Raw genomic sequence first — 18,814 nt, forward strand, 5'->3', positions numbered from 1 at the left:
AATGGATATACTGTAACAATAATTAATTTATCAGCTAATAATTTGAGATCTAACTCCCTTTGCTCATCGCCAAAAGTGGAACATCAGCGAAAAAAGAATATTGTTCCGCATTTGATGGAAATAAAAGCTTTTCAAATCCAGAACGGTGGTGAGAAAATAATGCAAGCATGGAGTTAGGTCTTATTTTCATCGATAGATAAATATCTTCAATCAAGGAATTTACAACATTCCGATTAACTTGAACAAATTTTATTGGGAATTTAAACGCTTTACTGATCCGCATCTGCATTTGTTCTGGGTTGTTTATTCCCTCAAATGGAGGAGAGATTGAAAGCATTTGAATATCGGCCTTAAGTAATGTTGCAAAATTTATAATTTTTGGAAGCTCCTGCTCAAAATCTTCCAAATCAGTACCATAAATTATAGTTTTAATTGGCCTGTATCGATATTTACTTGGTACGCATATTATGGGGATTTTAGAAATCGATATGAGGTCACTTGTATTTGTACCAAAGAGTTTTTTTAATGTACCTGCACCACGGGTACCAATTAAAATATAGTCAAACTTTTGCGCCTCAGCATAATCATTTATTGTACTAACCACCAAGAGGGAATTAATCACGACAGATTTAAACTTGAAAGGCTCCAATTCCATTGAACGGCATATATTAGAAACAAAAGTACCCAGTTCAGCAGTAAGCTTATCCATACTTTTTTTTACGAAACTTTTATACGCATTATGTGTCCATCCAAATGGCTTAGGAATATGACATACCTGTAATACATTTAAAGATGCATTCCCTATTTTTGCTAATCGAATAGCCATTCTTATTGCTGATTTTGAATTGATAGATAGATCCGTAGTTACCATGATTTTTTTCATCTCTATTTTAAACTGGTTTTTTGCTCCTTCATTAACTTAAATGGTCCTCTCCAGTGTAATCACAATTTCCAAAATACATAGCAATTTTAAAATGATCTTTATCAAACATATTAATGATTTAAATGTGAGTATTGACTTGTATCCACTACCTAGTAGTTTAGCCTATAAGACTATAGGATGCAAAATCATACAAACAATTTCCAGAATTGTATAAGCTTTATTATACATATCTAATAACCTTTGCAAAGGTTTTCTACCTTACTTGGAATTAAAAAACAAATGATGAGAAACGAAAGCTTCGAAGCATTTTTCTTGCAAACGAGATGTCTTTAAGCCAAAATCCGATATGAAATATACTTACCAAATAATAGGCATGAGCTGTAAGGGCTGCCTTAAAAAAGTCGAAGATGCACTGAATGCTATTGATGGTATATCTGCGCTTGTTAGTCTTGATCCTCCTAGCGCAACAGTTACAACAGATAGACCCATTTCTGAAGAAGCCCTTCAAAAAGAACTTTCAAAGGCAGGTAGCTATATAATAAAAAAGGAAGAAGTTATTCAGGCAAATGCCTATAGCAAAACCAAGATAGAAGGAAGAGCCTTACATCTTAACCATAAAACTGACAACGGTAAAACCGGTAATCAGGGAATTTTTTATTGCCCAATGCATTGTGAGGGAGAAAAGAATTATGGGCATAGCGGAAGCTGTCCTGTATGCGGCATGAACCTGGTTAAAGCTCCTGAGCTAAAAAGCAGCCGAGCTGAGTACTCGTGTCCGATGCATCCTGAAATCATTAGGGATTCACCAGGGGTGTGCCCCATTTGCGGAATGGATCTTGTCCAGATTGAAAACGGAGCAGGCCGGGAGGATGAGGGCTATGCTGTACTTAGAAAAAAATTCGTGGTGGCTGCAAGCTTTACCTTGCCGATTTTCTTGATTTCAATGTCAGAAATGATACCTGCAAATCCGCTTTTCAAGATCATGGATCTTAAATACTGGAACATTGTACAGCTGATGTTCTCCCTACCAGTGATTTTTTATGCCACCTGGTTGTTTTTCCAGAGGGCATGGAAGTCCGTAATGAGCTGGAAACTGAATATGTTCACCCTTATCGGCCTAGGTGCCGGGGTAGCATGGCTGTTTAGTATAGTTGCCCTGTTTTTTCCTTCAATTTTCCCGCCTCATTTTATGACACACCAAGGTACGGTTTATGTTTATTTTGAAGCAGCAACTGTAATACTTACTCTGGCACTATTGGGGCAATTGCTTGAAGCAAAAGCACATAAAAGGACCACCACCGCTATCAGGGAACTGCTAAAACTGGCTCCAGCAATTGCCACAAAAATTGTCGGCAATAAGGAAATTACAGTTGGTATAAATGAGATTGAAAAAGGTGACCTACTTCGGGTAAAGCCGGGAGAAAAAATCCCTGTTGATGGAAGCATTAAGGAGGGTGATGCAACGATTGATGAATCCATGATCTCAGGGGAACCAGTCCCGGTGGACAAAAAGTCTGGTGATATGGTTCGATCTGGAACAATCAACAGCAATACAACCTTTATCATGATCGCAGAAAAAATCGGTTCCGAGACACTGCTTTCCAGAATCATCGAAATGGTTAATGCCGCAAGTAGATCAAAGGCACCGATCCAAAAGATAGCAGACAGGATTTCAGGCTATTTTGTACCTGTTGTTGTAGTCATTTCTGCCGTAACCTTTTTCATCTGGGCCATCTATGGGCCAGAACCTGTATATGTTTATGCCATGGTAAATGCGATCTCGGTATTGATTATTGCCTGCCCATGCGCACTGGGCCTCGCAACGCCCATGTCGGTAATGGTGGGCATTGGCAAAGGTGCCCAAATGGGTATTCTGATTAAAGATGCTGAGTCTCTGGAAAAAATGAATTCGATAGATGTACTCATCATTGATAAAACAGGAACCTTAACAGAAGGCAGGCCAACGGTAGAGTATGTTGCAAGTACCGATCCTAACATTGGAGAGCAAGATCTGCTCAGGAGAATCGTTTCCTTAAATAGCAGCAGCGAACATCCGCTTGCCCAGGCCACTGTAAAGTATGGCGAAGAAAAGGGCGTTACAGCGGAGACAATTAATCATTTCGAATCCGTTACCGGAAAAGGTGTGATGGGAATACTCGGCAAAGAACATCTGGCATTGGGTAATAAAATCCTGATGGATCAGATTGGCGCCGCTATTGCGCCGGATTTAAGCGAAAAGGTGAGCGCTGAACAGCGAATGGGCAAAACCGTTTCATACCTTTCCATTAACGGGCAGGTTGCCGGATTTGTGGTCATTTCTGATAAGATTAAAGCGACTAGCCAATCAGCAATCCGGAATCTTCAGAATGAGGGACTAAAAGTGATTATGTTTACGGGCGACAATAGCGATACGGCAAAGGCTGTTAGCGAGCGCCTTAAACTGGATAGGTTCCATGCTCAGATGCTGCCCGAAGACAAACTTATAGAGATCAAGAAGTTACAGTCAGCTGGAAAAAAGGTGGCTATGGTGGGTGATGGAATCAATGATGCACCCGCACTTTCACAGGCAGATATTGGCATTGCCATGGGCACGGGAACAGATGTCGCCATTCAGAGCGCTTCTATCACACTGATCAACGGAGACCTTTCAGGCATTGTGAAAGCCCGAGCCTTAAGCAAAAAGGTGATGTCCAATATAAAAGGAAACTTAATATTTGCTCTTGGTTACAATGTACTGGGCATTCCCGTTGCGGCAGGTATTTTATATCCATTTTCGGGAATCCTGCTCTCTCCCATGGTTGCGGCTTTGGCAATGAGCCTGAGTTCTGTCTCGGTAATCCTTAATGCGTTAAGATTAAAAAACACCAATATTTAAAAAAGGTAACAGGGCAAATCAAGGAAGAAGTTTGTTATTTGCATTTTTCAGTTCAAGCTTTAACAGGGCAATCTGTTCCAAAAGCCCCTTTATTGCATGTAACCCTTCCAGGTTTATCTCAAGTTCATCGTACAGACGTATCATTTTTTCCAGATGGGCAAGTTCATCCCTAAGGAGGTAATCCTGCTCTGCTATTTTAAAAATGTCTATTATACCGAATTCGTGCAGGCGATAAATAAATGAAAGCTCTATTTCATTATGCAGACAGAATATCTCCAATGATACTAAATGCTCAGTTTCCATTTCTGATGTTGCTTAATTCGGTGAACAATTCTTTTTCCCGCTCAGAAAGATCTGATGGGAGCTTTACCTTGAAAGTAATATAAAGGTCGCCATATTGGTTTTCCTTTTTATAAATCGGAAAACCCTTGCCTTTCAGTTTTACCCTGGTTTCACTCTGCGTTCCGGATGCAACTTTTAACTTTACCTTTCCTGTAAAAGTTTCGACTAATATCTCTCCGCCAAGCATTGCCTTATAAAGATCTAGGTCAACATCAAGATGCAGATTATTTCCATCTCTTTTAAACAGCGTATCGTTCTTAATCAGAAAGGTAATGTAAAGGTCTCCATTTGGACCGCCATTGGCTCCCGGGCTACCATGATCTTTTATCTTGATGATCTGGCCGTTTTCTATTCCTGCAGGAAAAGTAAGCCTGATCTGCCTGCCATTCACCGTTAAGGTCTGTTTCCGGCTTTCATAGACATCCCTTAGATTAAGATCAACCTCAGCATTGAGATCCTGTCCGCGGAACTTGGTCTGCCTGCCCCGGTTCCCTGCACCATACATGGATTCAAAGAATTCAGAAAAATCATCAGCACCGAATGACTCCGAGTTTTGACGCTGATGGGTCTGTTGTTGCTTTTGTCCTGCTTTTTCAAATTGTTCACCATTTTTCCAGTCCGCTCCGTATTTATCGTATTTCTTGCGCTTTTCCGGATCACTCAAAACCTCATTGGCCTCATTAATCGCTTTGAATTTCTGCTCAGCTTCTTTATTGTCTGGATTGAGATCTGGATGGTATTTGCGGGCAAATTTTCGATAAGCGGTCTTAATCTCAGCGGCTGTTGCCACCTTGGTAATACCGAGCAATTTATAGTAATCTATATACTCCATTTTATTTGGAAGAACCTATGCAGTAGTCATAAATGTTATTTGGAGAGATATCCGCCATCAATTGGATAGTAGCTTCCCGTTACGAATGAGGATTTTTCGCTTCCAAGCCAAAATATCAGCTCTGCCACTTCCCTACTTTTGCCCAAACGGCCAATTGGATGCATGGCAATAAGCTGGTTTTTCATTGCTGCATCCATAGCGTTCAGCAAAGGTGTATCGATAAAGCCCGGGCCAACGGCATTAATGCGGATATTCTGCGCAGAATACTCCAATGCGGCCGTTTGGGTTAATCCTATAATGCCATGCTTTGCTGCGCTATACCCGGCAGAGCCAGCAAAACCTACCGCTCCAAGTATGGAAGAAATATTAACCACACTGCCCCCGCCACTTTTTAGCATTGCCGCAATTTGGTATTTCATTCCATAAAAAACACTACTGAGGTTAACAGATATTATTTTCTGCCAGCCCTCAAGGCTCATATCTGTGATGGTATTCTGTTCGCCACCGATCCCTGCATTATTAACTGCTATATCCAGTTTTCCATAGGTATCCAAAGCGTACTGAACGAGAGCTTCCATTTGCTCGGGTTTGGCTACATCTGTTTTGAAAAAAGAGGCAATGCCCCCTCCCGAACGGATTTCACGAATCACTTCATCGCCTTGTATACTATCTATATCAGAAATGACCACATTTGCGCCCGCCTCTGCAAATAACTCTGCTGCTGCTTTTCCAATTCCAGATGCGCCACCGGTAATAATTACTGTTTTATTTTTCATAATGTGATTGTGTTATTCGGTAAATCTAGGTTAATCAGAAAGCTAATCTTATGATCGAGATCACAATAACAGATGATAAAAGACCTTTTCTGGAGATGGCAAATTCGAGGATACAAAGTCCACTTAGTGGTAGTGGCCAGATGATCAGCAGAGCATTTCAAGATAACCTTCTGGCATAACCAGTAAGGGAAGTTTCGTTTGTCGGGCCATCTTCTGTGCATGGCTTCCGTTTACGAAATCATTCATAATGCCGTGTTTGCGATGGATCATAACCAATAAATCCATTTCTCCATGATCCTTTAACCAATCAAGGCCGTCCTCAACTTTAACTCGGTAAACGTTCTCAAAATAAATCCGCTCGTAATTGATCCTTTTTTTAAGTTCGCCCATAAAGGCGTCAATGCGCCCGGTTAGGTCTTTATCGATATTGCGCCCTATGACGTGTACAATGATCAATTCGGCATTTAGCAGACTTGCAAAAGATGCCAGTATCTGTATGGAATCCATGTCATTAAGAACAAGATCTGTTGCGAAAGCAATTTTTCGAATCGGCTTAAAGGCTGTTCCCTTAGGGATCAGCAGGACTGGATAATCTGCAGAGTCTATTACGTCTCGGCTGCTGCTGCCCAAAATAAAGCGCTTCATATTCCCTGCACCAGAGAGCCCCATAACTGCAAAGCCTATATTTTCTTTCTGAACAGTTTCCCTTAGCAAATCGCTAACTGAACTTAGGTCGGACTTTATGCTAATTTTTGGCAAAGCCTCAGAACTTTCAGTAACAGGAATACTTTCCAGCAATGTTTTGGAAAGATCTTTCAACCGGATATCCGTTCGTTTGATGAGCGTTTGATAATCTTCTATTGGCCATAGGACCTCTACAGGAGAGTCTGTGCTTACTGGCGCCGCATTGATCAGTATGACATCGCTTTTCAACTTTATGGCAAGCTCAATGGCATATCTGGCGGCATCATCAGCAGCTACTGAAAAATCAGTGGCGATAAGTATTTTTTTCATCGGTATATCATTTGTTTTTTAATGGTAAATAGCTACCATGATTTATTTTGTAACAGTGTGCTTTTGAAAATCATGATGATTTCATTGATAGATCTTTTGAAGTACAAATCTTGTTAATTCTAATCTTTGGGCAAATGATGATCATCAAGTGCAGACATGATTCCCAACACTAAGCACCGTCAGCAAAAGGCAAAAGTGTGAATCATGCAAAATATCCAAATAGTTAGATAACGTGCGGGATAATAAAAACAGGAAATTGGTCGTCCCATGTTGTTTCTTTATTGCAACCAGGCCGGACCGCAAGGCCATCATGATGCAGTATTTATTTCCTACGGAAAAAGAATGTCTTTTTCCATTTTACCAAAATTTTCCAAGATGAATCTAAAAGCATACCGCTTGTTAAAATGCCTATATAAGATCTTGCTACCGGCAATCCTGATCTCTTCAATGCTGACCTGCAGAGCCCAACAGAAAAAAAAGCATGTGAGTTCAGATTCGCTTTCGATCGCCGGAAAATTCAGCGATCAAAAATTCGATGTTTTTGATAGTTTGGGCGTGGAAACTTTCTTTTTACGTTTCCCAGAACTTGCTGCATACCAGCCTGCGCTCCGGAATTTCTACCGAAAAAGGAAATTTGCCTATGCCTGGTATAATAAAGAACGGCTTACCTTTCAGGCACATACCCTGAGCAACCGCGTACTGAACATCAGCGAGGAAGGCATTTATCGGATGCCTCCATACTCCAGGATATTGGATTCTCTGGTAAACAGTCCCATAGAGGTATTGAAAAAGCCTCAAATGGATCCCACAACTGAGCTGATGCTCACAGCGCAATACTTCCTATTTTCAAAATTAGCCTGGCATGGACAGGATGACTCTTTGAGCAGCACCGCAGGATGGTTCATTCCAAGGAAAAAATTAGCTTACGCAAAAATCCTCGATAGCCTGCTTAATGAAAAGGATTCCAAGGAGGTATTCCATGAGCCTGTTTATAGGCAATATGAACTGCTTAAATCATTTCTCAAAAAGTACAGAAATCTTTCTTCGCAGGACTGGCCTACACTGCTGGATAGCTTAAGACCATTAAAACCGGGTGATTCCGCGCAGGTAATCGCTCAGATCAGGTTGCGGCTTTTCAAGCTTGGCGATCATAATGGCGATACCGTTAGCACCAGATATGATCAGGAACTTATCGACGGTCTGGAACATTTTCAGCAAAGGCACGGTTTAAAAGAGGATGGACTTTTAGGACCGGATACATTTGCCCAGCTCAATGTTCCCTTAGCGCAGCGCATCAAACAGATCATTGTCAACATGGAACGCTGCAGATGGCTTCCGGTCCGTTCGGATGCAGATTATCTGGCGGTCAATATCCCTGAATATAAACTGCACGTGTACCATCGTGATAGCCTGCTGTGGAGCTGCAATGTCGTTGTTGGGCAAAGCTGGAGCAGAACAACCGTTTTTTTTGGCGACCTAAAACATATTGTGTTCAGTCCTTACTGGAACCTTCCGGAAAGCATCGTCAAAAAGGAGGTTCTTCCGGGAATTCAAAAGGATCCTGCCTACCTGGCCAAACATGATATGGAGATAACAGCTTACAATGGCAAAATACCTGTTGTAAGGCAGAGACCGGGGAAAAGGAATTCCCTTGGCCTGGTTAAGTTTATATTTCCGAACAGCTACAGCATTTATATGCATGATACACCAAGCAAGTCACTTTTCGGAGAAACAGAACGTGCTTTCAGCCATGGGTGTATAAGGGTAATGGAACCTGTAAAACTTGCAGAATTCTTATTGGGCAATCAAAGGGAATGGACTAATAAAAGGATTGCAATTGCAATGAATTCCGGCAGAGAAAGATACGTCCCAATGAAAAAGCAGGTTCCGGTCTATATTGCCTACCTGACTGCTTTCTGCGACCGGGACAATGTCCTTAACTTCAGAAACGACATCTATCACCTCGATGAGGCCATGGCGGCTACCTTGATCTCGGGACTCTAGCGTTCGTTGATCTGGATACAAAACAATACAAATCCAAAATATTTCATATACCGATATTATGAACCCATTCAAACTGAAGAGACTAGGCATAATCATGCAGCCTGAGGAGGGAAACGAGCTGGAAGCCGAAGGAGTGCTGAACCCTGCGGCGATACGTGGACCGGATGGGAACCTCTACCTTTTTCCCAGGCTGGTGGCCAAAGGCAACTATTCAAGAATTGGTATTGCCCGGGTAATCTTTAGTCCAGAAGGTAACCCCATAGGGGTAAAACGTCTAGGCATTGCACTGGAACCTGAAGCGGATTATGAGAAAAGGACTGGTGGAAGAGGAGGATGCGAAGATCCAAGAATCACATTCGTTGAGCCGCTAAATAGTTATGTAATGACCTATACTGCTTTTTCCGCAGCAGGCCCAAGGATAGCTATTGCCGTTTCTGCCGACCTTCTGCATTGGGAACGTCTGGGGCTTGCAAATTTTGCACCCTATAAAAACATCGAGTTCAATGGGGTAAACAATAAGGATGCCTGCATCTTCCCCCGCTCGCTGATCAGCCCACATGGGCATCCTTCACTTGTCATGCTGCACCGGCCGTTATTTCCGGGTACCCGGCCAGAGGATATCGTTAAAGATCCCTTGGACAGGCGCATCAGGGACCACCATGAATGCATCTGGATATCCTATAGCCATATCAGCATTAAGCCCTACCACAGTAGTCCACTGCCGATGTTTGTCTCCAATAGTCCGCTTGCCCTTCCAGAGGCATCTTGGGAAAAGCTCAAGATCGGTGCCGGGGCACCTCCCGTGATGAGCAGGCACGGCTGGCTCCTGGTCTACCATGGGGTCATGCAGGGTTCAATAACTCCAGACATCTACGATGAGCTGGTGTATTCTGCAGGCGTGATGATCCTGGACACGGCGAGCCCCAACAAAATCCTTTACCGCTCCGCTGACCCCGTGCTTAGCCCTGAAATGCCAGAAGAGCGTATTGGAACAGTCGGCGATGTGGTCTTTCCCACAGGCATAGATCAGCGTAAGGACATTGATTGCCCCGATCGTTACGATGTGTACTACGGGATGGCAGATAACCGGATTGGAGTGGCCAGATTGGATATTCCAGAGGTAATGCCTGTATAGCACATTAATGCATAAGTGTGAATGATACAATATATCAAAAGAATTCCATAACGTTTAAGACTGAATAAAAGGGAGTTTTGCATCGATAGGATTGTTTCTATTTAGAAAAGAATTCATCAAAAAATTTTCGGATCAGATACCCCAGGTTTCAGTCCATAAAAAACAAATAAACAATATATGTCAATAATTTCTGAGGCTAAAGATTTTTTGGACCAGACCGGGCAGATCTCCAGGTTTGCAGGGCGTTTTTTCTCACATGGGCTCAAGCCCAAGTTTGAGATTAAAGAACTTCTGTCGCAATGCTATCTCATCGGATACAAATCATTCCCATTGGTCGGACTGACCGGTTTTATTATGGGACTTGTTTTGACTATGCAACTCCGTCCTTCACTAGTGAGCTATGGGGTCCAGTCTGAACTTCCGGTTATGGTGGGCATTGCTATCGTAAGGGAAATCGGTCCGGTGATCACGGCTCTTATCTTTGCGGGAAAAATCGGCAGCAGTATCGGGGCAGAACTGGGATCGATGAAAGTTACCGAACAAATTGATTCCATGGATGTAAGTGGAACCAATCCGTTTAAATATCTGGTCGCGACGAGGGTAATCGCAACCAGCCTGATGCTTCCGATATTGACGATCCTGGGAGATGCGGTTTCGCTATTCGGTGCCTATATCGGTGTAAATATCAAATCGGTAACGAATATCAGGTTCTTTTTTGTGCAGGTTTTCGAAAGCCTAAGTTACAGTGATGTACTTCCTGCGGTTATCAAAACCATATTCTTCGGTTTTGCAGTTGGTCTGATCGGTTGCTATAAGGGATTTAATTCGACTAAAGGAACCCAGGGCGTAGGAAGTTCGGCCAATTCTGCGGTCGTGCTTTCCTCGGTGCTGATTTTTATTCTGGACCTGCTTACCGTTCAACTTACCAATCTGCTGGGTTTAAATTAAAGGGCGTGAATATAGGAGCAATAAAAAATAAAGCAGAGGGAGAACAGCAACCTATAAGCGGACCGGTTATCGTAATCGAACATCTCTATAAGCGATTCGGAGCTAACATCGTTCTGGAAGATTTTTCCTTAAGCGTTGAAAGGGAGGAAAATGTGGTGGTACTCGGAAAATCGGGAGCTGGAAAATCAGTACTGATAAAATGTATTATCGGGCTTTTAAAACCGGATAAGGGAAAGATTCTGGTATTTGGCGAGGATGTCACTTCGATGGATGAGGATGAGCTTGCAAAGGCCCGGACCAAGATCGGTTTTTTATTTCAGGCCAATGCACTTTATGATTCGATGACGGTTAGGGAGAATCTCGAATTCCCATTACGCCGGCACTGGACCAGCCTTGGCGAAACCGAGGTTGGCAAAATGGTAAAGGAAGCACTTGAAAACGTGGGGCTCACCCATACCTCAGATATGATGCCTGCAGAACTTTCGGGAGGCATGCTCAAAAGGATTGCCCTGGCCAGAACGCTGATCTTAAAACCCGAAATCATCCTTTACGATGAGCCGACAACAGGACTCGATCCGGTTACGGCAAGGGAGATCGATCAGCTGATCCTTACGCTCCAGAAAAAATACAAGACCTCTTCAATCATTATCTCCCACGATATGAACTGTGTGAGAAACATTGCAGACCGCGTGATTTTGCTTTTAGAAGGCAGGTGTTATGCGGACGGCACATACAAAACGCTCGAAAGTTCGAGCGATCCCAAAATCAATCAATTTTTTCAGTAAGTATTATGGCAAAGACAGAAGCAAAAAATATCAAACTTGGCATATTCGTGATGGCGGGCCTGCTGGTGCTGGTTGTCTCATTTTACATGATCGGTAGGAGCCGCAATATCTTTGGAAGGGACTTTGAAATTAAGGCCCGCTTTAATAACCTTAATGGATTGATGGAAGGCAACAATGTTTTATTTTCAGGCATCCAGGCAGGAACGGTGAAGAGCATTGATATGGTTAACGATACCACAATCGAGGTGACCATGCAGATCAACAGCAAGGTGCGTCCCTACATCCATAAAAACGCACAGGCAGCCATAGGAACTGAAGGACTGATGGGCAACAAGGTCATCAATATCGAGCCTGTTAAGTTGGCTGGCGAAAAAATTTCTGAGGGAGATATGCTTGATGCGCAGAAGCTGGTGAGTACCGATGAGATGCTCAAGACACTCTCCAAGACCAACAACGATGTAGCTGCAATTGCTAAGGCTTTAAAAGAAACCGTTCTCCGCTTAGATACCAGTGAAATCTTCAACCTGATGAATGACCCTGCAATTGGCCTAAGCCTAAAATCTTCGCTTAACGAAATCAATATGGCTACAAAAAATGCCAATCAGATGAGTTATGGATTAAATGCCCTAGTTGGCAATATCCGTAGGGGAAAAGGTACCCTCGGGCTATTATTGACAGATACAGTGCTCTCTTCCGATCTCAAATATGCTGTTGCTGATTTTAGGGCCACGGGTGGAAATGCCAAAAAGGTTACCGGCCAGCTTGGTGATATGGTAAAAGGGATTGATTATGAATTGAACTATGGAAAAGGACCATTGCATGCCCTGTTACGGGATTCATCTTTTACAATAAAGCTCGGTACCAGCCTGGATAACCTGCAGAAAGGAACGGATGGGTTCTCTGATCTTATGGATGCCACCAAGCATAGTTTTCTCTTCCGCGGATATTTCAGGAAACAGGAGCAGAAACAGCAAAAAACCAAAACGAAAGAATAGCAAAAAACAAGAATGGCCATTACATCAATTAAACAATAAATCAGATCAATTATGCAACACAATATCAAAAGTCTGCTCGGATATAAAATAGGTGCCAGGGATGGCGAGATAGGACATGTAAAAGATTTTTATTTTGAGGATACCTCCTGGGCCATCCGTTACCTGGTGGTTGAAACAGGAAACTGGTTTATGGAAAAAAAGAAACTCATTGCACCTCAGGCATTGCTAAGCCCAGATTGGAAAAACAGAATTTTTCCGGTCGATCTATCTATGGATCAGGTGAAGGATAGCCCGGATATTGATACAGAAAAACCGGTTTCATTGCAACAGGAGATTGAACTATACGGTCATTATGCCTGGCAGCGGTACGGGGGAAGTGGTTTTTACGCCGGTGCTTCGGATGCGGTGATGGATCAGCCGCTGGTGATTGATGAAAGGATTGTAGTTCCGGAACATCGTCTGGAAGGAAAGAAAAATGACCTTCATTTGCAGAGCACGCATCTGGTTTCCGGTTATCATATCCGTGCCACTGACGGAGAGATCGGTCACCTTGCAGATTTTATGATGAATGATATGGACTGGGAGATCGAATACCTTGTTATTGATACCCATAATGGGATCGGCGGAAAGAAAGTTTTGCTGAAGGTTGAACATGTGAAAGAAATCCGATGGGAAGACTCACTTGTTATCGTAGACATCAATATCGAATCAGTAAAGTCCCTGATGCTGTTCAATTCCTGAAAAAATTAGCCCAAGAAAGCCAGAACGGCCTCGATGATCCTTTTGGTTTCTTCGGGGTCTCTGACCTTAATACAATATGCGCCTGTTTTTCGCACCGGCTCATCATTGCCCCCTTTAAAAAGGGCGTCACCAATAAAAATCATTTCGGCAACCTCTATACCAAGCTTTTCATGAAGCTTTTCTATGCCATAAGACTTATCTACCCCTTTGGCAGTAATATCTATAGATGTAGAACCACCTATGTTGACTGAATAATCCCCAAGAACCTTATCCAAAGCAGTTTTCAATATTTTCCGTTTGAAAAAATCTGGGTCCCAATTTTGTTTTTCTTTCAGGGGAGCGTCTTGCCCGAGTGCTGAATAGGTAATCTGACTTCCACGGTCCTCGATAAGTTCACCCCATTTTTTTTTAGGCAAAAGACCTGTATCCGAAATGGCCTGCTCAACAGAGTCGATAATGAATGTTCTATCCTTTTCATTAAAATCTTCTTCATAAAGCTTTTTCCAATCCGAATCATAGAAGTAATATTTTGTACCACATAAGGGCAGAATCGATAAATTATTCAGCGCATTTCCTATAGATAACTTTGAGAGTACCTGCTTTTGAAACTGTGGCCAGTTTCCGCCAGAAATAACCGCTACTTTGATTGATGCCAGTAGCTGATCCAATAATATGCTCATTTCACTATCAATGGGTGATTTGCTTAAGGCAAGTGTACCATCAAGATCGAATACAATAAGTTTTTTCATATCCGTTGCTTTATTTAATAAACGCCCGAGTTATATATTTATTTGGTTTTTGATCTGCAAAATAAAATGCCTTCCCCAACCGGTTAAGGATTAGAAAAGGCATTAATATTTATTAATGATACTAAAATGGATCACTTAGTGCACTAACCCTGATTAATTTTTTGTTTACAAATTCCTGTACGCCAAGGCTTGACAGTTCCCTGCCATATCCTGAGCGCTTGGTGCCGCCAAAGGGAAGGTCAGCCTGTGTCCAGGTTGGATGGTTGATAAAGACCATACCGGTATCGATCTGCTCGGCAAGGCGTTTCCCTTTTTCAATATCTCCGGTAAAAATACTTCCACCAAGTCCAAATGGTGAATCGTTGGCAAGATCAATTGCAGCCTGTTCATCCTTTACCCTGTAAAAGGCCGCAACAGGCCCGAATAATTCTTCGTGATACGCGGCCATTCCTGGCTTTATATCACCTAGGATTGTGGCCTCGATGAAGGCACCCTGACGGTCTATGAGCTTTCCGCCCAGCAGAACCTTTGCCCCGGCGCTTACGCTCCGCTGCACCTGTTCGATCAGCTGGATCACTGCACCTTCAGAGCTCAATGGCCCTAGCTGGGTATCACTATCCATAGGATCCCCCACCTCCAGTCCGCTCAGTTTGGCTTTAAATTTGGCCAGGAATTCGTCCGCAATCTCCTCCACAACAATGATTCTTTTTGCAGCAACGCAGCACTGCCCGGTATTGTTCATTCTTCCGATAACTGCCCAATCAACCGACTGATCGATATCTGCATCAGCAAGTACGATGAAGGCATCACTGCCACCAAGCTCAAGTACAGATTTTTTAAGCGCTTTTCCAGCTGCGGCAGCAATGCTTCCACCTGCTGTTTCACTTCCTGTAAGGGATACCCCTTTTATCCGTTCGTCAGCCACAACCTGATCAATGCGGCTTCCGCTCAGAAAAAGATTGGTGTAAACACCTTCGGGTGCGCCCGCTTCCTCGAAAAGCCTGTGTATGGCCAGTGCACACTGGGGAACATTACTGGCATGTTTCACTAAAACTACGTTTCCCGCCATGATATTGGGTGCTGCAAAACGGGCTACCTGATAAAACGGAAAGTTCCAGGGCTCTACTCCAAGCAGTACGCCTATTGGTGTACTCTTGATATATGCTTCCCCATATTCCGGTTCAAGACGCTGGTCTTCCAAAAAAGTTTCTGCATTTTCGGCATAGTAATCCAAGATATCTGCACTCAGGGCAATTTCTCCGTAACTCTGTGCAATCAGTTTGCCCATTTCTAGGGTAATGAGTTTGGCAAGGACATCCTTTTGCTTACGCATGAGGCCTGCAACTTTGTGCAGCAGCGCTGCACGCTCCGAAAATGGAGTTTTTCTCCAATGCTGAAACGCTTCATCTGCAATGGAAATTGCGATTTCTACCGCATCGGGAGTCATTTCCTCGTAGCTTTTAATAACCTGATTATTAAAAGGATTAATGGTTTGTATGGCCATGTTTAAAAATTAAGGTATTTGTTTTATATTTTCAGTTAAAGGTTAATAACTATTCTTTGATCAGCAATCAGCGTATTCTATGGTCAGTTTATTATGTACGTTACAAACTCCGGGTGCGTTCCAGGCAATCCGTTCTGCGGTATTGCTCTGATACAGGGAATGTACTTTCCCCATCAAAGTAACCTGGTTTCCAAGAACGGAAACTTCGATTTCCTGGTCATCAATAGCCCAGTTTCTCAGAAGTGCATTCTCTATAGTCGCCTTTTCAACATCATCTTCTCTTTCGGAACGGATGCTTATATTATTGGTAATCATCCTTACCCCTGAGAGATGATGGACTGCTCTTTCCGCCTCCTCTTTCTGGGCGGTCCATTTGACTTTACCCTCAAGGGTAACCCAGCCGTCCTCAACAAGTACGCTTATACTGTCCTTGAGTATATCTGGGCTGAACTGTAAAGCTTTCAATATCTCCGACGCCAGAGCTTCATCTGTTTTAGTAACATCCGCTCCGAATTTAACCTTGATCTTTTCCGCAACTGCGTGCACGCCGGGCACCTTGCCTGCGACATGTTCAGCTGCTCTTTTCTTAACGTAGCTGTCAACCGTTCCCGATAAGGTAACGATGCCTTCATTTGTGGTAACCTCTATCTCTGCTGTATTAAGTAATGGCTCGAGCCTTATGGCCTCCTTTACTTCATTTTTTAGTGTTTCATTGTGTTTCATCTGCTGTTAAATTAGTGTCTCGTAAATAGCCCTTTTCTTATGTTGCTATTTTTTCGCCCCAATAGCTCCAAAAATGCTCAGGCTAGTATGGAAACTATGAATCAGATAAAGGTCAGCCTATTCCCTTCCCTTACAAATGATACAGGTCATGTTAAGATAAGATGTTCATCAACTGCGAAAAAACAGGAGCGCTCAGTAAAAAGATCTTTCAATTTAGCGCTGATGATGAACATCTATAATCCGCATGATGGGCGTCATTCCTAAAACAATGCGCAATGCTGAATTTTGTTGAAAGAGCAGATCACATTTAAAAATGCTTTTTGCTTTCAATCAATATAAGCAATTCAACTATGAAATTACATATCAGGAATATGGTCAGCAACCCGTGTAAAATGATCGTAAAAAACGAGCTCGAGCTGATTGGCCTCAAGTATGAAAGCATAGCGCTGGGCGAGGTTGAGATGCGGGATGTTCCAACCAAAGATGAATACAGATTGCTAAGAGCAGCACTGATCAGGTTTGGTCTTGAGCTTATGGTAGACAAGAAAGCGATGCTGATCGAGCGCATCAAGAATACGATCATCGATATGGTGCATTATACAGAAGAGCTGCCCAAAGTAAAGAACTCCAATTATATCAGCGAAAAAATCGAACATGATTACACCTATCTGGCCAATGTATTTTCGCAGGAAACTGGAATGACCATCGAACACTACATCATCAATCATAAGATAGAGCGTGCAAAAGAGTTAATTCTTTACGATGAATTAAATCTTACCGAAATCTCTTACTTATTGAATTACAGCAGCGTGGCACACCTATCAAGGCAGTTTAAGCAAGTAACAGGACTCACGGCCTCATTTTTCAGGAATGCCCCGTTTGATAGCCGCATTGCTCTTGAAAATGTATAACAATAGATCAAATAGACCCATTCATATCTACATTAAATTGGTATTGGGTACAAAACAAAGAAAAGATGAAAAAAAACGAGGAATTACAAAAAGATGTGCAGGATGCCATCAGATGGGAACCGCTTTTGCATGCCGCAGAGATCGGCGTTACGGTTAAGGACGGTATTGTTACCTTGACAGGATCGGTTGACAGCTATCGAAAAAAACTGGAAGCTGAAGAGGCCGCTAAGAATGTATCAGGTGTTAAGGGTGTAGCAGAGGAAATTACAGTCAATCTGGGTTCAGCCTCAAGCAGTAATGATACCGATATTGCTGCCGACGTAGTCAATACCTTCAAGGGCGATTCTGAAGTGCCCGATGATCACCTTAGCGTTGAAGTGGAACAGGGATGGGTTACCTTGAGCGGAAAGGTAAAGTGGAACTACCAGCGCGAAGCGGCGGAAAAAGCAGCTACAAACCTTGCGGGTGTAAAAGGAATTTCTAACTACATCGAGATCAGATCTGATCATGGAGATGATATCGAAAAGGCGGCTATCGAAAAAGCAATCAAGCGTAATTCTTCGCTGAAAGATTGTAAAATTAAGATCCACGTTTCAGGTAATCATGTAAACTTGCATGGACATGTGAGCACGTTCTATCAGAAGGATGAGGCCGGTAGACTGGCCTGGAATGCCAGCGGCGTAACTATGGTCGAAAATGATCTTTTGGTTGAACATTAGGGCATGAGCTAAATCGTTAATAAGGCATCGGGTGCAGATTGCTCTAGATGCCTTATCTGTTTTTATATCGCTTCCCACAATATTTAAAAATCATTAATCAATCAACTGATGTCAATTCCACAACAAATTACATGGCTTTTCTTATTATCGATCCCAATTGCCTGTGTGGCCTGGACGGTCACACATGAGGAGGTTTTTCGGGAGCCTAGGGAATATTGCATAAAAAGAAGCTTGAACGGTAAAAGTATTCTGGTTAGGAAATTCTTTTACCTATTTACATGCGAGTACTGTTTCAGCCATTATATTACCATTATTTTTATATGCCTCACAGATTTTCACCTGTTAATGGAGAATTGGAAAGGCTATATTATTGCGGGTTTTGCCCTGGTCTGGATCGCCAATACTTACATGAGCCTGTTCGGGCTTATCCGTCAGGATATATCAAGGGAAAAAGCCGAGATTCGCGAAATCATCACCAACTTAAAGGATGCCCCAAAGAACAAACCCTGAATGTGTGAAAGATATAAGGAATCAACAGAATTCCATAACCCTCAGCCATTGAAAAACCGCCAGATTTGTTATGACCGGATGTCCGGTCGCAAATCAAGAAAATTATGATGTTTTATGAAAACAACTATTGGGGAATGGATTTCATCTGGTGGTGTATATGGTTAGTGGTACTCTTTTGGATATTCGCCCTGCCCTACCAGATACCGGGACAGCGACACAGAAAAGAAACACCTCTGGATATCCTGAACCGAAGATTTGCATCGGGAGAAATCAGCAAGGAAGAATTTAAGGAAAGAAAAGATGTCCTTATGTCTACATAAACTTTTTAATCTACAAAACCAAAGAATGGCCTTAAAGGGTCATTTTTC

At 42.6% G+C, this 18,814-nt stretch carries 19 protein-coding genes; 11 read left to right on the forward strand and 8 right to left on the reverse strand.

The annotated features are described in order from the left end of the window. Positions 1–49: 49 nt before the first annotated feature. Positions 50–883 carry a universal stress protein gene (locus tag H7U22_RS11030; protein ID WP_187071413.1) on the reverse strand — a complete coding sequence of 278 codons (834 nt, stop codon included), beginning with the start codon at positions 881–883 and terminating at the stop codon, positions 50–52. 346 nt (positions 884–1,229) lie between these two features. Here H7U22_RS11030 and H7U22_RS11035 point away from each other — a divergent pair, with 346 nt between their 5' ends. Continuing rightward, positions 1,230–3,758, forward strand: coding sequence for a heavy metal translocating P-type ATPase (locus H7U22_RS11035; RefSeq protein WP_187071414.1), 2,529 nt, complete (start codon positions 1,230–1,232; stop codon positions 3,756–3,758). Between the two features lie 18 nt (positions 3,759–3,776). Here the strand turns inward: H7U22_RS11035 and H7U22_RS11040 are convergent, their stop codons facing one another. The 4 genes from H7U22_RS11040 to H7U22_RS11055 form a co-directional block, all read right to left on the reverse strand. After that, entirely contained in the window at positions 3,777–4,061 is a 285-nt protein-coding gene (locus tag H7U22_RS11040) for a chaperone modulator CbpM (protein WP_187071415.1), read from the reverse strand. Continuing rightward, positions 4,051–4,932, reverse strand: a complete 882-nt coding sequence (locus H7U22_RS11045; protein ID WP_187071416.1) for a DnaJ C-terminal domain-containing protein — start codon at positions 4,930–4,932, stop codon at positions 4,051–4,053. Before H7U22_RS11045 ends, H7U22_RS11040 begins: the two co-directional genes overlap by 11 nt. 35 nt (positions 4,933–4,967) lie before the next feature. Further along, on the reverse strand, positions 4,968–5,708 hold the full coding sequence (locus tag H7U22_RS11050; RefSeq protein ID WP_187071417.1) for an SDR family NAD(P)-dependent oxidoreductase: 741 nt from the start codon (positions 5,706–5,708) through the stop codon (positions 4,968–4,970). A 144-nt stretch (positions 5,709–5,852) separates the two neighbouring features. Continuing rightward, complete coding sequence (locus tag H7U22_RS11055) at positions 5,853–6,722, reverse strand: universal stress protein (RefSeq protein ID WP_187071418.1); 870 nt, start codon at positions 6,720–6,722, stop codon at positions 5,853–5,855. Between the two features lie 375 nt (positions 6,723–7,097). Between H7U22_RS11055 and H7U22_RS11060 the strand changes: the two genes are divergently transcribed. The 6 genes from H7U22_RS11060 (at position 7,098) to H7U22_RS11085 (ending at position 13,330) form a co-directional block, all read left to right on the forward strand. Beyond that, positions 7,098–8,726 carry a L,D-transpeptidase family protein gene (locus H7U22_RS11060; protein ID WP_187071419.1) on the forward strand — a complete coding sequence of 543 codons (1,629 nt, stop codon included), beginning with the start codon at positions 7,098–7,100 and terminating at the stop codon, positions 8,724–8,726. 58 nt (positions 8,727–8,784) lie between these two features. Next, positions 8,785–9,861 (forward strand): glycoside hydrolase family 130 protein, encoded by a 1,077-nt coding sequence (locus tag H7U22_RS11065; protein ID WP_187071420.1) that lies wholly within the window; start codon positions 8,785–8,787, stop codon positions 9,859–9,861. Between the two features lie 177 nt (positions 9,862–10,038). Continuing rightward, complete coding sequence (locus tag H7U22_RS11070) at positions 10,039–10,809, forward strand: MlaE family ABC transporter permease (protein WP_187071421.1); 771 nt, start codon at positions 10,039–10,041, stop codon at positions 10,807–10,809. Between the two features lie 5 nt (positions 10,810–10,814). Then, complete coding sequence (locus H7U22_RS11075; RefSeq protein ID WP_317172966.1) at positions 10,815–11,594, forward strand: ABC transporter ATP-binding protein; 780 nt, start codon at positions 10,815–10,817, stop codon at positions 11,592–11,594. 5 nt (positions 11,595–11,599) lie between these two features. Further along, positions 11,600–12,589 carry an MlaD family protein gene (locus H7U22_RS11080; RefSeq protein ID WP_187071422.1) on the forward strand — a complete coding sequence of 330 codons (990 nt, stop codon included), beginning with the start codon at positions 11,600–11,602 and terminating at the stop codon, positions 12,587–12,589. Between the two features lie 51 nt (positions 12,590–12,640). Next, complete coding sequence (locus H7U22_RS11085; RefSeq protein ID WP_187071423.1) at positions 12,641–13,330, forward strand: PRC-barrel domain-containing protein; 690 nt, start codon at positions 12,641–12,643, stop codon at positions 13,328–13,330. 5 nt (positions 13,331–13,335) lie between these two features. On the opposite strand, the gene H7U22_RS11090 is transcribed toward H7U22_RS11085, so the two are convergent. The 3 genes from H7U22_RS11090 to H7U22_RS11100 form a co-directional block, all read right to left on the reverse strand. Beyond that, positions 13,336–14,079: an HAD-IIB family hydrolase gene (locus tag H7U22_RS11090; RefSeq protein WP_187071424.1), complete on the reverse strand. Its 744-nt coding sequence runs from the start codon at positions 14,077–14,079 to the stop codon at positions 13,336–13,338. Positions 14,080–14,200: 121 nt separating this feature from the next. Beyond that, positions 14,201–15,583: an NAD-dependent succinate-semialdehyde dehydrogenase gene (locus H7U22_RS11095; protein WP_187071425.1), complete on the reverse strand. Its 1,383-nt coding sequence runs from the start codon at positions 15,581–15,583 to the stop codon at positions 14,201–14,203. A gap of 60 nt (positions 15,584–15,643) precedes the next feature. Next, the gene (locus tag H7U22_RS11100; protein ID WP_187071426.1) at positions 15,644–16,306 is read right to left on the reverse strand and encodes a BON domain-containing protein; all 663 of its coding nucleotides are present in this window, start codon (positions 16,304–16,306) and stop codon (positions 15,644–15,646) included. A 350-nt stretch (positions 16,307–16,656) separates the two neighbouring features. On the opposite strand from H7U22_RS11100, the gene H7U22_RS11105 reads away from it, so the two are divergent. The 4 genes from H7U22_RS11105 (at position 16,657) to H7U22_RS11120 (ending at position 18,766) form a co-directional block, all read left to right on the forward strand. Beyond that, complete coding sequence (locus tag H7U22_RS11105; protein WP_187071427.1) at positions 16,657–17,217, forward strand: helix-turn-helix domain-containing protein; 561 nt, start codon at positions 16,657–16,659, stop codon at positions 17,215–17,217. A 65-nt stretch (positions 17,218–17,282) separates the two neighbouring features. Further along, positions 17,283–17,936 (forward strand): BON domain-containing protein, encoded by a 654-nt coding sequence (locus H7U22_RS11110; RefSeq protein WP_187071428.1) that lies wholly within the window; start codon positions 17,283–17,285, stop codon positions 17,934–17,936. 345 nt (positions 17,937–18,281) lie between these two features. Further along, entirely contained in the window at positions 18,282–18,446 is a 165-nt protein-coding gene (locus H7U22_RS23065) for a hypothetical protein (RefSeq protein WP_248284723.1), read from the forward strand. Between the two features lie 134 nt (positions 18,447–18,580). Continuing rightward, positions 18,581–18,766, forward strand: coding sequence for an SHOCT domain-containing protein (locus H7U22_RS11120; protein WP_248284726.1), 186 nt, complete (start codon positions 18,581–18,583; stop codon positions 18,764–18,766). The last annotated feature ends 48 nt before the right edge of the window (positions 18,767–18,814 follow it).

The sequence above is a fragment of the Pedobacter fastidiosus genome, from assembly GCF_014306625.1.
Classification (GTDB): domain Bacteria; phylum Bacteroidota; class Bacteroidia; order Sphingobacteriales; family Sphingobacteriaceae; genus Pedobacter; species Pedobacter fastidiosus.

What these genes read in the sequence shown, in the direction of transcription:
- H7U22_RS11050 (WP_187071417.1), bottom strand. Translation starts at nt 5,708, where the DNA reads ATGAAAAATAAAACAGTAATTATTACCGGTGGCGCATCTGGAATTGGA.
- H7U22_RS11070 (WP_187071421.1), top strand. Translation starts at nt 10,039, where the DNA reads ATGTCAATAATTTCTGAGGCTAAAGATTTTTTGGACCAGACCGGGCAG.
- H7U22_RS11035 (WP_187071414.1), top strand. Translation starts at nt 1,230, where the DNA reads ATGAAATATACTTACCAAATAATAGGCATGAGCTGTAAGGGCTGCCTT.
- H7U22_RS11085 (WP_187071423.1), top strand. Translation starts at nt 12,641, where the DNA reads ATGCAACACAATATCAAAAGTCTGCTCGGATATAAAATAGGTGCCAGG.
- H7U22_RS11090 (WP_187071424.1), bottom strand. Translation starts at nt 14,079, where the DNA reads ATGAAAAAACTTATTGTATTCGATCTTGATGGTACACTTGCCTTAAGC.
- H7U22_RS11120 (WP_248284726.1), top strand. Translation starts at nt 18,581, where the DNA reads ATGGATTTCATCTGGTGGTGTATATGGTTAGTGGTACTCTTTTGGATA.
- H7U22_RS11045 (WP_187071416.1), bottom strand. Translation starts at nt 4,932, where the DNA reads ATGGAGTATATAGATTACTATAAATTGCTCGGTATTACCAAGGTGGCA.
- H7U22_RS11040 (WP_187071415.1), bottom strand. Translation starts at nt 4,061, where the DNA reads ATGGAAACTGAGCATTTAGTATCATTGGAGATATTCTGTCTGCATAAT.
- H7U22_RS23065 (WP_248284723.1), top strand. Translation starts at nt 18,282, where the DNA reads ATGGAGAATTGGAAAGGCTATATTATTGCGGGTTTTGCCCTGGTCTGG.
- H7U22_RS11080 (WP_187071422.1), top strand. Translation starts at nt 11,600, where the DNA reads ATGGCAAAGACAGAAGCAAAAAATATCAAACTTGGCATATTCGTGATG.
- H7U22_RS11095 (WP_187071425.1), bottom strand. Translation starts at nt 15,583, where the DNA reads ATGGCCATACAAACCATTAATCCTTTTAATAATCAGGTTATTAAAAGC.
- H7U22_RS11065 (WP_187071420.1), top strand. Translation starts at nt 8,785, where the DNA reads ATGAACCCATTCAAACTGAAGAGACTAGGCATAATCATGCAGCCTGAG.
- H7U22_RS11100 (WP_187071426.1), bottom strand. Translation starts at nt 16,306, where the DNA reads ATGAAACACAATGAAACACTAAAAAATGAAGTAAAGGAGGCCATAAGG.
- H7U22_RS11110 (WP_187071428.1), top strand. Translation starts at nt 17,283, where the DNA reads ATGAAAAAAAACGAGGAATTACAAAAAGATGTGCAGGATGCCATCAGA.
- H7U22_RS11030 (WP_187071413.1), bottom strand. Translation starts at nt 883, where the DNA reads ATGAAAAAAATCATGGTAACTACGGATCTATCTATCAATTCAAAATCA.
- H7U22_RS11055 (WP_187071418.1), bottom strand. Translation starts at nt 6,722, where the DNA reads ATGAAAAAAATACTTATCGCCACTGATTTTTCAGTAGCTGCTGATGAT.
- H7U22_RS11105 (WP_187071427.1), top strand. Translation starts at nt 16,657, where the DNA reads ATGAAATTACATATCAGGAATATGGTCAGCAACCCGTGTAAAATGATC.
- H7U22_RS11060 (WP_187071419.1), top strand. Translation starts at nt 7,098, where the DNA reads ATGAATCTAAAAGCATACCGCTTGTTAAAATGCCTATATAAGATCTTG.